Origin of the sequence: Allobosea spartocytisi, from assembly GCF_014764685.1 — a bacterium.
Classification (GTDB): domain Bacteria; phylum Pseudomonadota; class Alphaproteobacteria; order Rhizobiales; family Beijerinckiaceae; genus Allobosea; species Allobosea spartocytisi.
The window spans coordinates 271,557-284,646 of sequence record NZ_JACXWY010000004.1; the positions used below are offsets into that span (position 1 = coordinate 271,557).

Below are 13,090 nucleotides of genomic sequence, written 5' to 3' on the forward strand. Positions count from 1 at the left end.
AAGATGACGCCCGTCACGGTCTTCGCCGGGCGCAAGGTCGCCCTGTTCGGCCTCGGTGGTTCCGGCCTTGCCACGGCACGCGCGCTGAAGGCGGGCGGTGCCGAGGTCGCCGCCTGGGACGACAATGAGAAAAGCCGCGAGAAGGCGGCGGCCGAGGGCATCGCCGTCGTCGATCTCGCCAGCGCCGACTGGTCGGGTTTCGCGGCTTTCGTGCTCTCGCCCGGCGTGCCGCTGACCCATCCCGAGCCGCACTGGACGGTCGGGAAGGCCAAGGCAGCCGGTGTCGCGATCATCGGCGATGTCGAATTGTTCTTCCTGGAGCGGGCGAAGATCGCGCTGGCTTCTCCGGTCGTCTGCATCACCGGCACCAACGGGAAGTCGACCACGACGGCGCTGATCGCGCATGTGCTGAAGCAGGCCGGTCGCGACGTCCAGATGGGCGGCAATATCGGCACGGCCGTATTGGCGCTGGAGCCGCCGGCGGCGAGCCGCATCCATGTCATCGAGTGCTCGAGTTATCAGATCGACCTCGCGCCTTCGCTCGCGCCGACCGTCGGCATCCAGATGAATCTGACGCCGGATCATCTCGACCGGCATGGCTCGCTGGAGAACTATGCGGGGATCAAGGAGCGGCTGGTTTCGGCTGCGGACATCGCCGTGGTCGGCGTCGATGACGAACCTTCCAAGCAGATGGCGCGCCGCCGGGCCGCCGGGGGCCGCCCGCTGGTGAAGATCAGCGGCGAGCAGCCACTGGACGAGGGCGTCTTTGCGGGCGTCACCGCCAATCAGGGCCGGCTCGATACGCGCATCGTCGAGGTCAAGGACGGCAAGCCCCGCGTCGTCGCCAATCTCGCCGGCATCGGCTCCTTGCGCGGCTCGCACAATGCGCAGAATGCGGCTGCGGCCTTCGCTGCCTGCTCGGCGCTGGGCCTGAGCGCGGAGGAGATCGAAGCGGGCTTCAAGACCTATCCGGGGCTGGCGCACCGCATGGAGGAACTCGGCCGGATCGGCCGCGTCGTTTTCATCAACGACTCCAAAGCCACGAACGCGGATTCCACGGAGAAGGCGCTGACCTCCTTCCGCGATATCTTCTGGATCCTCGGCGGCAAGGCCAAGGAGGGCGGCATCGAGTCCTTGCGCCGCTATTTCCCGAACATCGCCAAAGCCTATCTGATCGGCGCCGCGAGCGACCTCTTCGCCGCGACCTTCGACGATGACGGGCGCGTCGCCTATGAGCGCAGCGTCACGCTTGACAAGGCGGTGGCCGATGCGACGCGCGACGCGCTGGCGAAATCCGGCGAGGGCGAGATCGCGGTGCTGCTCTCGCCGGCCTGCGCCTCCTTCGACCAGTTCCCGAATTTCGAGGTGCGCGGCGAGGCGTTCCGCAAGCTGGTCATGGCGTTGCCGGGATTCGAGCCCTTCGGTGCGGGCGGGAAATCCACCGCTCCGTAGAGCTTGCTGATTTGAGTCGGAAACGCGTGGTCATCCCGGGCCTTGGCCCGGGATCCATGCCGGAACTGTTCAGGCATGGATCCCGGATCTCCACTTCGCTGCGTCCGGGATGACGGCCCGGATGTTCAAACCTGCTCGGACGACGCTCTCACGATGCCGGGCACGCCGCTCCGCTATCGGCCCAGGCCTGCATCAGCGCTCCGAACTCGGCTGCCGTACCCGGAGCGGGCGTGCGCCCCTTGCCGGGGTTCCAGCCCCAGAGCACGAGCGTGTCGGTGGTGACATGCTTGACCAGCGCAGTGAGGTCGCGGCTGCCATTGCGGTTCTGGTCCTTCAACTGCTCGCAGATCTGGGCGAGGCTCTTGCCTTCCCAGGCCATGGAGGCGGGGGCCAGCGCCCAATGCCCGTCGCCGGGGATCCGGGCGGGATCGTAGTTCTCCTTGCCGTGGCAGGTCGAACATTGCAGGCCGGGCGCGCCGTGCCCGTCCTTGCCGCGTACGACGAGCGGCTCATGCAGCTTGCGGATATCGCCCTGGCGGGGCCGCTCCGTCGCCGGATGGCAGTTCATGCAGCGCGGGTTCTGGAGGACCTTGCCCATCTCGTTGAAGAGCGCGACCGAGCGGTCGCGCTGGTTGGCGATCGAGGCGAAGCTCGCAGCCGGGCGCAAGCTCGCGCCGCCGGGCTGAGGGCTGTTCTGCGCCAGCGTCAGCGCGCTGCCGGTGACGCAGACCGCAAGTGCCGCGGCGGTGGCGAGGAGGAGGTTGCGGCCCATCAGACGCTGCCTCCCTGCATCGGCAACTGGCGCGGCCGGCCGTGACCGAGCGCAGCGAGCGCATTGGCGACGGCGGGGCCGATCGGCGGGACGCCGGGCTCGCCGATGCCGCTCGGCTTCTCGGTCGAGGCGATGATCCTGACCTCGACCTCCGGCATCTCGTTGATGCGCAGCGAGCGGTATTCGTGGAAGTTGGTCTGGACCGGCCGGCCGCCATCGAGGGTGATCTGGCCGTAGAGGGCATGGCCGAGGCCGAAGCCGATGCCGCCTTCGACCTGGGCACGGATGATGTCAGGATTGACGGCGACGCCGCAATCCACCGCGCACCAGACCTTGTGGACCTTCGGCTCTCCCTCCGGCCCCATCGAGACCTCGGCGATCTGGGCCACGAAAGAACCGAAGCTCTCGACGACGGCGACGCCGCGGGCGCGTCCGTCCACCGGCGCGCCTCCCTTCCAGCCCGCCAGATCGGCGACGGCCTTGAGCACGCCGGCGGCGCGCGGATGCCTGTCGCCCATCATGGCGAGCCGGCCCTGCACCGGGTCCTGCCCGGCGGCTTGCAGCAATTCGTCGACGAAGCATTCGACGGCATAGCCGGTATGGGTATGGCCGACGGAGCGCCACCACAAAGTCGGCACGCCGACCTTGGGATTATGCACCTCGCAACGGAAATCCGGCACCTCGTAGAAGATCTCATTGGCGCCCTCGACGGAGGTCGCGTCGATGCCGTTCTTGACGACCATCGCCTCGAAGGGCGTGCCGAGGAAGAAGGACTGGCCGACGAGCGTGCTAGACCATGCCGCGATCTTGCCGTCCTTCACCGCGCCCCGGAAGCGATGGACGAAGAGCGGGCGGTAATAGCCGCCGGTCAGGTCGTCCTCACGCGTCCAGACCACCTTGACCGGGCGATTCGGGCCGATCGTCTTGGCGACGGTGGCGAGTTCGGCCGCGAGATGCTGGCTGACCTGCGCGCGCCGGCCGAAGCTGCCGCCGGCGAGCATGGTCTCGAGCGTCACCTTCTCCGGCGGCAGGCCGAGGACGGCGGCGATGGTCTGGTGCTCGGTGGTCTGGAACTGGCTGCCGAAACGGGCATGCGCCTTTTCGCCATCCCATTCGAGATAGCCGTCGAGCGGCTCCATCGGCGCATGTGCCAGATAGGGGAAGACGAACTCCGCCTCGATGACCTTATCGGCCTTGCCCAGCGCGGCCTCGGCGTCGCCATGGCTGCCGGCGACCGTGCCGGGCTGGCGGACGAGCTTGCGGTACTCGGCGATCAGCTCGGGGCTGCCGCGTTTTTCGGCGGCGCTGTCGTCCCAGGTGACTTTCAGCGCCTCGCGACCCTTCAGGGCCGGCCACATGCCATTGGCATAGACCGCGACGCCGTAGCCGATCGATTTCACATCGACGACGCCCTTGACCTTGAGCGCCTCGGCCGCATCGAAGCTCGCGACCTTGCCGCCGAAGCGCGGTGAGCGGGCGACGACGACGGTCAGCATGTTCGGCGCGTGGATATCGATGGTGAACTGCGCCTTGCCGCGCGACTTGTCGGCGCTGTCGAGGCGCTTCACGGCGCCTTCCTTGCCGATCAGCTTGTAGGCCGAGGCCGGCTTCAGCGGCGGGTTTTCGGGCACGGGCAGTTTCGAGGCCGCTTCCGCGAACTCCCCGAACGAGCCCTTGCGGCCGGAAGTGTGGCTGATGACACCGTCGGAGACGGTGATCTCGCCGGCGGGAACCTTCCAGGCATCGGCAGCGGCCTGCACCAGCATCATGCGGGCGGCGGCGCCGGCCTTGCGCATCTGCTCCCAGCTATTGGCGATGGCGGTCGAGCCGCCGGTGCCCTGCACCCCGAAGGCGAGATTGGCATAGAGCTTGACGTCGGCCGGGGCGTGCTCGGCGCGCATCTGGCTCCAGGCGGCGTCCATCTCCTCGGCTGCGAGCGTGGCGAGACCGGTGAAGGGACCCTGGCCGAACTCGATATGCTTGATCAGCACGGTCACGGTCGAGTCGGGCGCGACGCGGATGAAGGCGTTCGGGGCGAAGGTGGCGTTGCCGCCCGGCCGATAGGCCGCGCCGGCGCCGGACTGGGCCTTCGCGGCGCGCGGCAGGTGGAAGCCGATGACGAGGGCGCCGGCGCCGGCCAGCAGTGAGCGGCGGGAGAGCTTGGGATCATGTGCGGTCATGGCTCAGATCTCCAGCGCGCGGGCCGCGTCATGGATCGCGGCGCGGATGCGGACGTAAGTTGCGCAACGACAGAGATTGCCGTTCATCGCGAGGTCGATGTCGCGATCGGTCGGCTTCTTGTTTTCCTTGAGCAGAGCGATCGCGCTCATCACCTGGCCGGACTGGCAATAGCCGCATTGCGGCACGTCGCGGTTGGTCCAGGCGGCCTGGACGGCGTCCGCCTCCTTGCCGGCGAGGCCTTCGATGGTGGTGATCTCGCTCGTGCCGACCGCCGAGACCGGCGTGACGCAGGAGCGCAGGGGCTGCCCGTCGATGAAGACGGTGCAGGCGCCGCATTGCGCGACGCCGCAGCCGAACTTGGTGCCGGTCAGGCCGATATTGTCGCGGATCGCCCAGAGCAAGGGCGTGTCGTCGTCGACGTCGACGGTATGCGTCGTCCCGTTGACCTTGAGAGAGACCATGGTTGCCTCCGATGCTGGCATGACGCAGCGCGGCACCATGGTGCGGATCGAGGGCTCGCCCTCGATAGCCCGATCTGACATATCAGATGCGGGCGATGTATCCGTAGCCCTGGGTCGCGCGACTGGACTAATTAGACGTTTTGAGTCTAACTAGGATGGTCGCGCGCAGTTTGGATTTTGTCAAGACTGCTGAAGCTGCAAATGTCGGACAGAAGCGAAAGTTCCAGCGCTCTCCCTCTCGAGGATGCGAAGGCCCGCGTCGACCAGATCGCCGATGCGGCGCTGCGGCTGTTCGCCCGCTATGGCTACAAGCGCAGCTCGATGGACGACATCGCCAGGGAAGCCGGGCTCGCCAAGGCGACGCTCTATCTGCATTTCAAGGGCAAGGACGACGTCTTCCGGGCGATGCTGAACCTGATCGGCCGCCGCGTCGAGGCACGTTGCCGTGAGGTCGTCGCGATGCCCGGGCCGTTTCCGGAGCGGCTCGCCGCCTTGCTCCAGGCCCATCACGGGCAGACCTATGCGAGCTTTGGCACAGGCGAGCATCTCGTCGAGCTCAAGGCGGTGATGAATACGATCGCGACGCGCGAGTTGCAGGCCTTCGAGCAAATCTTCGCCCGATGCGCGCGCCTGCTGCTTCAGAAAGCGGAAGCCCGAGGCGAGATCGCGATGGCGCGCGCTTCGATATCGGTCGATGAGTGGATCGCCGGGATGATGTTCGCCGCAACCGGCGCCAAGACGGGCACGCCACCGAGCTGCGAAGCCTATGCGGAGCGGCTTGCCGGCATCGCCCGCATCTTCGCGGCGGCGGTCTCGTCCCGCTGACGACCGTGGACAACCCGCCGATCGCGGGCGTGCAACCGCGCAATGAGGCGCATCGGAATCAATCGGTTAACCATTCATTGACAGAGTGATTCGCCACGAGGCGCGGTCAGGCCGCGCAGAACTTGTCGATGGAATGCCCGCCATGGTCTCCCGCGCCGAACCTTCCCTCAGCGGTCGCTGGTGGTGGTCGATCGACCGCCTGATCCTTGCCGCACTCATCGCACTGATGGTGTCGGGCGTCGTGCTGCTGATGGCCGGCGGGCCGCCGGTCGCCGAGCGGCTGGGCCTGTCGACCTTCCATTTCGTCAATCGGCAGGCGGCCTATCTCGCCGGCGCGATCGTGATCTTCCTCAGCGTCTCCTTCATGACGCCCCGGCAGGTGCGCCGCGCGGCGCTGATCCTCTATGTCGGCTCGCTCGCCATGGTGGTGGCGACGCTCTATTTCGGCGTCGAGGTCAAGGGCGCGAAGCGCTGGCTGACGCTCGGCCTCCTGGGCTCCGTGCAGCCCTCCGAATTCCTGAAGCCGGCCTTCGTCGTGATCGCCGCCTGGGCCTTCGCCGAGGGAACGCGCCGGCCGGACCTGCCGGGCACGATCCTCGCCATGCTCATCCTGCCGATCTCGATCGCGCCATTGGTGCTGCAACCGGATTTCGGCCAGACCATGCTGATCAGCCTGGTCTGGGCCGGGCTGTTCTTCGTCGCCGGCCTGCACTGGTTCTGGGTGATCGGGTTAGGGGGTATCGGTGCCACCGGCATCTTCATCGCCTATGAGCTCGTTCCCCACGTTCGCGCCCGCATCGAGCGCTTCATGGACAAGGGCTCGGGCGACTCGTTCCAGGTCGACACCGCGCTTGAAAGCTTCGCGCAGGGCGGCTGGCTCGGGAAGGGGCCGGGCGAGGGCACGGTGAAGCGCATCCTGCCCGACGCGCATACGGACTTCATCTTCGCCGTCACGGCCGAGGAATTCGGCGTGATCGTCTGCATGATCCTGGTGCTGCTGTTCGCGATCATCGTGATCCGCTCGCTGTTCGTGGCGCAGAAATCGGAGGATCCGTTCACGCGGCTCGCCGTGACCGGGCTCGCGCTGCTCTTCGGCATCCAGGCGGCGATCAACATGATGGTCAACCTGCACATGATGCCGGCCAAGGGCATGACGCTGCCCTTCATCTCCTATGGCGGCTCGTCGCTGCTTTCGCTCGCCGTCGGTACCGGCTTCCTGCTCGCGCTGACGCGGCGCCGGCCGCGCTCGGCCGAGCTCGGTTCGTACAGGGGCTGAGATGGCGACCGGCAAGCTCATCGTGCTGGCCGCCGGGGGAACGGGCGGCCATCTCTTCCCGGCCGAGGCGCTGAGCCATGCGCTCCACGCCAAGGGCATGCGCGTCGTGCTGATGACGGATACGCGCGCGGCCGAATACGCCGGCAGCTTCCCGGCCGAAGCCGTCCATGCGGTGCCGGCGGCGACGCCTTCGGGCCGCTCGCCGCTCAAGATGGCCACTGCGCTGGTGAAGCTCGCCAGAGGCACGCTCGCGGCGCGCGGGATCATCCGCAAGCTCAAGCCGGACGTGGTGGTCGGCTTCGGCGGCTATCCGACCGTGCCGCCCGTGCTCGGCGCTTCACTTGCGGGCGTGCGCACCGTGATCCACGAGCAGAACGCCGTGATGGGCCGCGCCAACCGCTTCCTGGCAGGGCGGGCCACCGCCATCGCGACCGGCTTCGCCGAGGTGGGCGGCATCGCAGAGGCGCTCAAGGCGAAATGCCGCCATGTCGGCAACCCGGTGCGGCCGGCGGTGCTTGAAGTGGCGGATCGCGACTATGACTGGCCGGGCGAGGGCAAGATCCGGCTCTTGGTCTTCGGCGGCAGCCAGGGCGCGCGGGTGATGGCCGATATCGTGCCGCCCGCGATCCAGCTTCTGACCGATGCCGAGCGGGCGCGCCTCACGATCGTCCAGCAGGCGCGGGCGGAAGACGACGAGCGCGTGCGCGGCATCTACGAGAAGCTCGGGATTCGCGCGACGGTCATGCCCTTCATCAAGGATATGCCGGCCCAGATGGCGGCGGCGCAGCTCGTGATCGCCCGCGGCGGCGCCTCGACCGTGGCGGAACTCACGGTGATCGGCCGGCCGGGCATCCTCGTGCCGCTGCCAGGCTCGCTCGACCAGGACCAGGCGGCGAACGCGGCTTTCCTCGAGAAGGTGGGTGGGGCGCTGCGGATCCTGCAGCCGGAATTCACCCCGCGGCGGCTCGCCAGCGAGCTTTCGCAGCTCATCGCCCAGCCGGCGCACTTGACGACCATGGCGGCAAACGCGAAGAGCGCGGGCATTCCCGATGCCGCCGACCGCCTTGCCGATCTCGTGATCGCGACGGCCAACTTACAGAACTGACAGGACACGCAGGACCATGAAGCTGCCGCCGAAGCTCGGCTCCATCCATTTCATCGGCATCGGTGGCATCGGCATGTCCGGCATCGCCGAGGTGCTGCATAATCTCGGCTACAAGGTGCAGGGCTCGGACGCCTCCGACGGCGCCAATGTCAAGCGCCTCGCCGAGAAGGGCATCACCACCTTCGTCGGCCACAAGGCCGAGAATTTGGGCGAGGCCGAGGTCGTCGTCGTTTCGACCGCGATCAAGCGCGACAATCCGGAGCTTCTGGCCGCGCGCGAGAATCGCCTGCCGGTGGTGCGCCGGGCCGAGATGCTGGCCGAGCTGATGCGGCTCAAGAGCTGTGTCGCCATCGCCGGCACCCATGGCAAGACGACCACGACCTCGCTGGTCGCGACGCTGCTCGAGAAGGGCGGGCTCGACCCGACCGTGATCAATGGCGGCATCATCAACGCCTATGGCACCAATGCCCGGATGGGCGAGAGCGACTGGATGGTGGTCGAGGCCGACGAGTCCGACGGCACCTTCCTGAAGCTGCCGGCCGACGTCGCGATCGTCACCAATATCGATCCCGAGCATCTCGACCATTTCGGCACCTTCGACGCGATCAAGGCGGCCTTCCGCTCCTTCGTCGAGAACCTGCCCTTCTACGGCTTCGCGGTGATGTGCATCGACCATCCCACTGTGCAGGGGCTCGTCGGCCAGATCACAGATCGCCGCGTCGTCACCTATGGCGAGAACCCGCAGGCCGATTTCCGGCTGATCGACATCGATCTCTCGGGCGGGCAGGCGAAGTTCACACTGCTGATCCGCGACCGCAAGACCGGTCGGGACGAGGTCATCCGCGACCTCGTGATGCCGATGCCCGGCCATCACAACGCGCTGAACGCCACCGCCGCGATCGCGGTCGCCTATGATCTGGGTATCCCGGTCCAGCGCATCCGCGAGGCGCTGGCTGGCTTCGGCGGCGTCAAGCGTCGCTTCACCAAGACCGGCGAATGGAACGGCGCGCTGATCTTCGACGATTACGGCCACCATCCGGTCGAGATCGCCGCCGTGCTCAAGGCCGCCCGCGCCTCGACCAAGAACAAGGTGATCGCGATCGTGCAGCCGCATCGCTATACGCGCCTGTCGAGCCTGTTCGACGATTTCGCCGCCTGCTTCAACGATGCCGACACGGTGATCGTGGCCGACACCTATGCGGCGGGCGAAGCGCCGATCGCAGGCGCCGACCGCGATTCGCTGGTCGCCGGCATCAAGGCGCGCGGCCACCGCCACGCGTTGCCGCTAGAGTCCTCGGACAAGCTCGCCGGGATGGTGGCGGAGCTGGCGGGGCCGGGCGACTACGTCGTCTGCCTCGGCGCCGGCAACATCACGCAATGGGCCTATGCGCTGCCGGGAGAGCTGGCGGCGCTGAAGGGCTGAGCCTTTTCGGCAGAGCCCCGACAGGCTAAAGCGACGCCATGCCCTTCGCAGACCTCTCCTCCGACATCCGTGCCGCGGCTCCCGATCTGCGGGGCCGGCTCCTGCCGAATCAGGATCTCTCCGCCCTGACCTGGTTTCGGGTCGGGGGGGCGGCGCAGCTCCTGTTCACGCCGGCCGACGAAGACGATCTCGCCTATCTGCTCTCGAAGCTGCCGGCGGATATCTCGGTGACGGTGATCGGGCTCGGCTCCAACCTGATCGTACGCGACGGCGGGATTCCCGGTCTCGTCATCCGGCTTGGGGGCAAGGGTTTCACCGAAATCGCTGTCGAACCGGGCGATCGGCTCCGGGCCGGGACGGCGGTGCCGGACGTCAAGGTGGCCCGCGCGGCGGCCGACGCTTCGCTCGACGGCCTCGCCTTCTTTCGCGGCATCCCCGGCTCGATCGGCGGGGCGCTGCGGATGAATGCCGGTGCCCATGGCGGCGAGACCACCGATGTGCTGGTCGAGGCGCGCGGCGTCACCCGCAAGGGCGAGCTCGTGAAGCTCAGCCATGCGCAGATGGGCTTCACCTATCGCAACAGCGCGGAGGCGACCCGCGAGATCATCTTCACCTCCGCTCTGTTCCAGGGGCGGCCGGGCGAGCAGGCTGCGATTCAGGCCGAGATGGACCGGGTGACGCAGGCGCGCGAGGCGGCGCAGCCGATCAAGGAGCGCACCGGGGGCTCGACCTTCAAGAACCCGGAAGGCGGCAAGGCCTGGCAGCTCATCGACGCCGCCGGCTGCCGCGGCCTGCGTATCGGCGGGGCGCAGGTGTCGGAGATGCACTGCAATTTCCTGATCAACACCGGCGGCGCGACGGCGGCCGATGTCGAAGGGCTCGGCGAGGAGGTACGCCGCCGGGTGAAGGAGAATTCCGGCTTCGAGCTGCAGTGGGAGATCAAGCGGATCGGGGTTGCGGCCTAGCAGCCGCTGCCGCGGCCCGGCGCGAGAGCAGCATGCCCGTGATCGTCGAGCCCAGGATGACCGCGATGCCGAGGAGCTGGACACCTCCCAGCCACTGCCCGAGCAGGACGGCGCCGAGAATGGTCGCGACCGTCGGGCTGAGCAGGCCGAGGAAGGCGACGCTGGCGCCGAGCGTGGTGATGCCCCTGACCCAGAGCCAATAGGCGAGGGCCGTGCCGACGAGCACAAGATAGCCGAGGCCGATTCCGTTCAGGATCGTCGGTGTTGGCGGCAGCCCTTCGACCAACAGCGCCACCGGCAGCAGGATCAGCCCGCCCAGGGTGAGTTGCCAGGCTGCCAGCGCCAGGGGCGAGCCCATCTTGCCCCAGCGCTCGATCAGGACCGTTCCCGTCGCCATGGAAGCGGCGCTGGCGAGGCCGGCGACGATGCCGACGGCATCCAGCTTCGCTTGCGGATCGAGCACCAGCAAGGCGACACCGATGAGGCCGGCGAGCGCTGCGAGGATCTGCCCGCGGCCTGGGCGCCGGCCGAGCAGGGGCCAGGCCAGCAGGCCGACGATCAGCGGCTGCGTCGACCCGACCGTCGCGGCGAGCCCTCCGGGGAGGCGCGCGGCGCTGACGAAAAGCAGTGCGAAGAAGATGCCGATATTCGCGAGACCCAGAGCGGACAGCGGCAACAGCTTGTCGCGTGGCGGCAGGCCGGGGCCGAGGGCCATCAGCAGCAGGCCGGCCGGCAGCGCCCGCAACGCGCCGACAAGCAGTGGGTGATCGACCGGAAGCGTCTGGGTGAAGACGATATAGGTCGAACCCCAGAGGCAAGGCACGAGAATGGTGGTCAGCAGGGTTCTGTTCAGGTTGAGCGACATGGCGACCTCCGGTGCCGCAGAGCTTGGCTTCCGCATGCGCCGACGCTATCTTTGTTCGACGTGATATATTTCGATATCAAAATATATCACGTGAAAATATTTGCAAGGAGCGAAGATGGAGCGGGATCGACCCGGGCCTCAGGGTGGTGCGATGGATTCGATCCTCGCACAGTGGCGGCGCGAGCGGCCTGACCTCGACACGAGCGTCATGGCTGTTTGCGGCGACCTGTGGCGTGCTGCGGACCGGGTGCGCGATGGGGTTGCTGCCAATCTCGCGGCCGATGATCTCGATCTTGCTGGTTTCGACGTGCTGCTGACCCTGCGCCGGCAGGGGAAGGGGCAGGCCCTGTCGCCGTCCGAGCTCGCCCAGGACATGATGATCTCGACCTCTGCGATGACGAACCGTCTCGATCGGTTGCAGAAGCGGGGGCTGATCGACCGGCTCGCGGACCCGGAGGATCGGCGGGCGCTGCGCGTCGTGCTGACCGAGGCCGGCTTCGCGCTGGCGGAGCGAATCGTCGTCAGCCATGTCGCGACCGAGGAACGATTGGTCAGCGCGCTTTCAGAGGAGGAGCGGGCGGAGCTGAGGCGGCTGCTCGCGAAGATCGGCTAGCGGCTGCTGATTCTCAGAAGAAGCACTGCCGTCATCCCGGGGCTTCGCTTCGCTCCAGCCGGGATGACCCGCGTTTCATTGAAAACACATGTGCTCGATCCCGCCGCGAATGGGTTCCGCAGGGTCTTGCTCCAAAACGCCGATGCCGCCCCTTAACGCCGCGTTCGTCTTGGTTAACGAGCTGTTAACCAAGTTTAACGAGGTTGGACCCAACGCAGCGGCGCGGGGCTCCGATGATCGAACATGTTGCAGTGCTGATGGGGGGATGGTCCGTCGAGCGGGAGGTCAGCCTCAACAGCGGTGCGGCCTGCGCCCGCGCCCTCGAAGGGCAGGGCTATCGCGTCACCCGCGTCGACGTGCAGCGCGATATCGCCGAGGTGCTGGCGAAGCTGAAGCCGGATGTCGCCTTCAATGCCCTGCATGGCCGCTTCGGCGAGGACGGTACGATACAGGGCGTGCTCGAGATCCTGCGCATTCCCTATACCCATTCCGGCGTGCTGGCCTCGGCGCTGGCGATCCGCAAGGACCGGGCGAAGACAGTGGTGAAGGCGGCTGGCGTCCCGGTCGCGCATGGCGTCAACGTCTCGCGATTCGCGGCCGCGAAGAGCCATGTCCTGCCGCCGCCCTATGTGCTGAAGCCGGTCGACGAGGGCTCCTCCGTCGGCGTCGTGATCGTCAAGAAGGGGCGGGAGCACCCGCCGCAGGAGATCGCCCGGCCGGACTGGCCTTGCGGCGAGATGCTGCTGGCGGAGACCTTCATCGCCGGGCGCGAGCTGACCTGCGCCGTGATGGGCGGCCGGTCGCTGGGTGTGACCGAAATACAAGCCGCAACTGGTGAATTCTACGACTATGACGCGAAGTACGCAAAAGGTGGCTCGATCCACATCTGTCCGGCTCAAATTTTACCGAAAATTTACCAGCAGATCGAAGAGTGTGCGTTAACGGCGCATCAAGCAATCGGATGCCGGGGCGTCAGCCGATCTGATTTCCGCTACGACGACGAGAGCGACACGCTCGTCTGGCTGGAAGTCAATACGCAGCCCGGGATGACCGAGACCAGCCTGGTGCCCGAACTGGCTGCCCATGCGGGCCTGAATTTCGGTGAGCTCGTCAAATGGATGGTGCAGGACGCCTCCCTCGATCGGTGAAAGC

The 13,090-nt window shown here is 67.3% G+C and carries 12 protein-coding genes; 8 read left to right on the forward strand and 4 right to left on the reverse strand.

Annotation, left to right across the window (positions count from 1 at the left end; translation table 11 throughout):
- Positions 1-3 precede the first annotated feature (3 nt).
- Positions 4-1,452 (forward strand): UDP-N-acetylmuramoyl-L-alanine--D-glutamate ligase, encoded by a 1,449-nt coding sequence (murD, locus tag IED13_RS08830; RefSeq protein ID WP_191123947.1) that lies wholly within the window; start codon positions 4-6, stop codon positions 1,450-1,452.
- Positions 1,453-1,600: 148 nt separating this feature from the next.
- Here murD and IED13_RS08835 read toward each other — a convergent pair whose 3' ends face one another.
- Genes IED13_RS08835 through IED13_RS08845 form a run of 3 tightly spaced genes read right to left on the reverse strand, consistent with a single transcriptional unit; the run spans position 1,601 to position 4,866 of the window.
- On the reverse strand, positions 1,601-2,224 hold the full coding sequence (locus IED13_RS08835; RefSeq protein WP_191123948.1) for an Isoquinoline 1-oxidoreductase subunit: 624 nt from the start codon (positions 2,222-2,224) through the stop codon (positions 1,601-1,603).
- Entirely contained in the window at positions 2,224-4,404 is a 2,181-nt protein-coding gene (locus IED13_RS08840; RefSeq protein WP_191123949.1) for a xanthine dehydrogenase family protein molybdopterin-binding subunit, read from the reverse strand. Before IED13_RS08840 ends, IED13_RS08835 begins: the two co-directional genes overlap by 1 nt.
- A 3-nt stretch (positions 4,405-4,407) precedes the next feature.
- Entirely contained in the window at positions 4,408-4,866 is a 459-nt protein-coding gene (locus tag IED13_RS08845; protein WP_112764050.1) for a (2Fe-2S)-binding protein, read from the reverse strand.
- A 201-nt stretch (positions 4,867-5,067) separates the two neighbouring features.
- Between IED13_RS08845 and IED13_RS08850 the strand changes: the two genes are divergently transcribed.
- From IED13_RS08850 to murB, 5 genes are all read left to right on the forward strand, one after another.
- Complete coding sequence (locus IED13_RS08850) at positions 5,068-5,691, forward strand: TetR/AcrR family transcriptional regulator (RefSeq protein ID WP_051987493.1); 624 nt, start codon at positions 5,068-5,070, stop codon at positions 5,689-5,691.
- Positions 5,692-5,833: 142 nt separating this feature from the next.
- Positions 5,834-6,967, forward strand: a complete 1,134-nt coding sequence (locus IED13_RS08855; protein ID WP_038358876.1) for an FtsW/RodA/SpoVE family cell cycle protein — start codon at positions 5,834-5,836, stop codon at positions 6,965-6,967.
- Position 6,968: 1 nt separating this feature from the next.
- Positions 6,969-8,072 carry an undecaprenyldiphospho-muramoylpentapeptide beta-N-acetylglucosaminyltransferase gene (murG, locus tag IED13_RS08860; protein WP_191123950.1) on the forward strand — a complete coding sequence of 368 codons (1,104 nt, stop codon included), beginning with the start codon at positions 6,969-6,971 and terminating at the stop codon, positions 8,070-8,072.
- Between the two features lie 16 nt (positions 8,073-8,088).
- Positions 8,089-9,495, forward strand: a complete 1,407-nt coding sequence (gene murC / locus IED13_RS08865; RefSeq protein WP_038358871.1) for a UDP-N-acetylmuramate--L-alanine ligase — start codon at positions 8,089-8,091, stop codon at positions 9,493-9,495.
- A 38-nt stretch (positions 9,496-9,533) separates the two neighbouring features.
- A complete protein-coding gene (murB, locus tag IED13_RS08870) occupies positions 9,534-10,460 on the forward strand; it encodes a UDP-N-acetylmuramate dehydrogenase (RefSeq protein ID WP_191123951.1) in 927 nt (308 codons plus the stop codon).
- On the opposite strand, the gene IED13_RS08875 is transcribed toward murB, so the two are convergent.
- Positions 10,435-11,325, reverse strand: a complete 891-nt coding sequence (locus IED13_RS08875) for an EamA family transporter (protein WP_191123952.1) — start codon at positions 11,323-11,325, stop codon at positions 10,435-10,437. The two genes, murB and IED13_RS08875, sit on opposite strands and share 26 nt — an antisense overlap.
- Positions 11,326-11,476: 151 nt before the next feature.
- Between IED13_RS08875 and IED13_RS08880 the strand changes: the two genes are divergently transcribed.
- Together IED13_RS08880 and IED13_RS08885 are read left to right on the forward strand one after the other, a co-directional pair.
- On the forward strand, positions 11,477-11,938 hold the full coding sequence (locus IED13_RS08880) for a MarR family winged helix-turn-helix transcriptional regulator (protein WP_133563101.1): 462 nt from the start codon (positions 11,477-11,479) through the stop codon (positions 11,936-11,938).
- Positions 11,939-12,171: 233 nt separating this feature from the next.
- Positions 12,172-13,086 carry a D-alanine--D-alanine ligase gene (locus IED13_RS08885; protein ID WP_133563103.1) on the forward strand — a complete coding sequence of 305 codons (915 nt, stop codon included), beginning with the start codon at positions 12,172-12,174 and terminating at the stop codon, positions 13,084-13,086.
- Positions 13,087-13,090 lie beyond the last annotated feature (4 nt).

Excerpts from the sequence above, each read along its gene's own strand:
- murD (WP_191123947.1), top strand. The coding sequence starts at position 4 with ATGACGCCCGTCACGGTCTTCGCCGGGCGCAAGGTCGCCCTGTTCGGC.
- IED13_RS08835 (WP_191123948.1), bottom strand. The coding sequence starts at position 2,224 with ATGGGCCGCAACCTCCTCCTCGCCACCGCCGCGGCACTTGCGGTCTGC.
- IED13_RS08840 (WP_191123949.1), bottom strand. The coding sequence starts at position 4,404 with ATGACCGCACATGATCCCAAGCTCTCCCGCCGCTCACTGCTGGCCGGC.
- IED13_RS08845 (WP_112764050.1), bottom strand. The coding sequence starts at position 4,866 with ATGGTCTCTCTCAAGGTCAACGGGACGACGCATACCGTCGACGTCGAC.
- IED13_RS08850 (WP_051987493.1), top strand. The coding sequence starts at position 5,068 with ATGTCGGACAGAAGCGAAAGTTCCAGCGCTCTCCCTCTCGAGGATGCG.
- IED13_RS08855 (WP_038358876.1), top strand. The coding sequence starts at position 5,834 with ATGGTCTCCCGCGCCGAACCTTCCCTCAGCGGTCGCTGGTGGTGGTCG.
- murG (WP_191123950.1), top strand. The coding sequence starts at position 6,969 with ATGGCGACCGGCAAGCTCATCGTGCTGGCCGCCGGGGGAACGGGCGGC.
- murC (WP_038358871.1), top strand. The coding sequence starts at position 8,089 with ATGAAGCTGCCGCCGAAGCTCGGCTCCATCCATTTCATCGGCATCGGT.
- murB (WP_191123951.1), top strand. The coding sequence starts at position 9,534 with ATGCCCTTCGCAGACCTCTCCTCCGACATCCGTGCCGCGGCTCCCGAT.
- IED13_RS08875 (WP_191123952.1), bottom strand. The coding sequence starts at position 11,325 with ATGTCGCTCAACCTGAACAGAACCCTGCTGACCACCATTCTCGTGCCT.
- IED13_RS08880 (WP_133563101.1), top strand. The coding sequence starts at position 11,477 with ATGGATTCGATCCTCGCACAGTGGCGGCGCGAGCGGCCTGACCTCGAC.
- IED13_RS08885 (WP_133563103.1), top strand. The coding sequence starts at position 12,172 with ATGATCGAACATGTTGCAGTGCTGATGGGGGGATGGTCCGTCGAGCGG.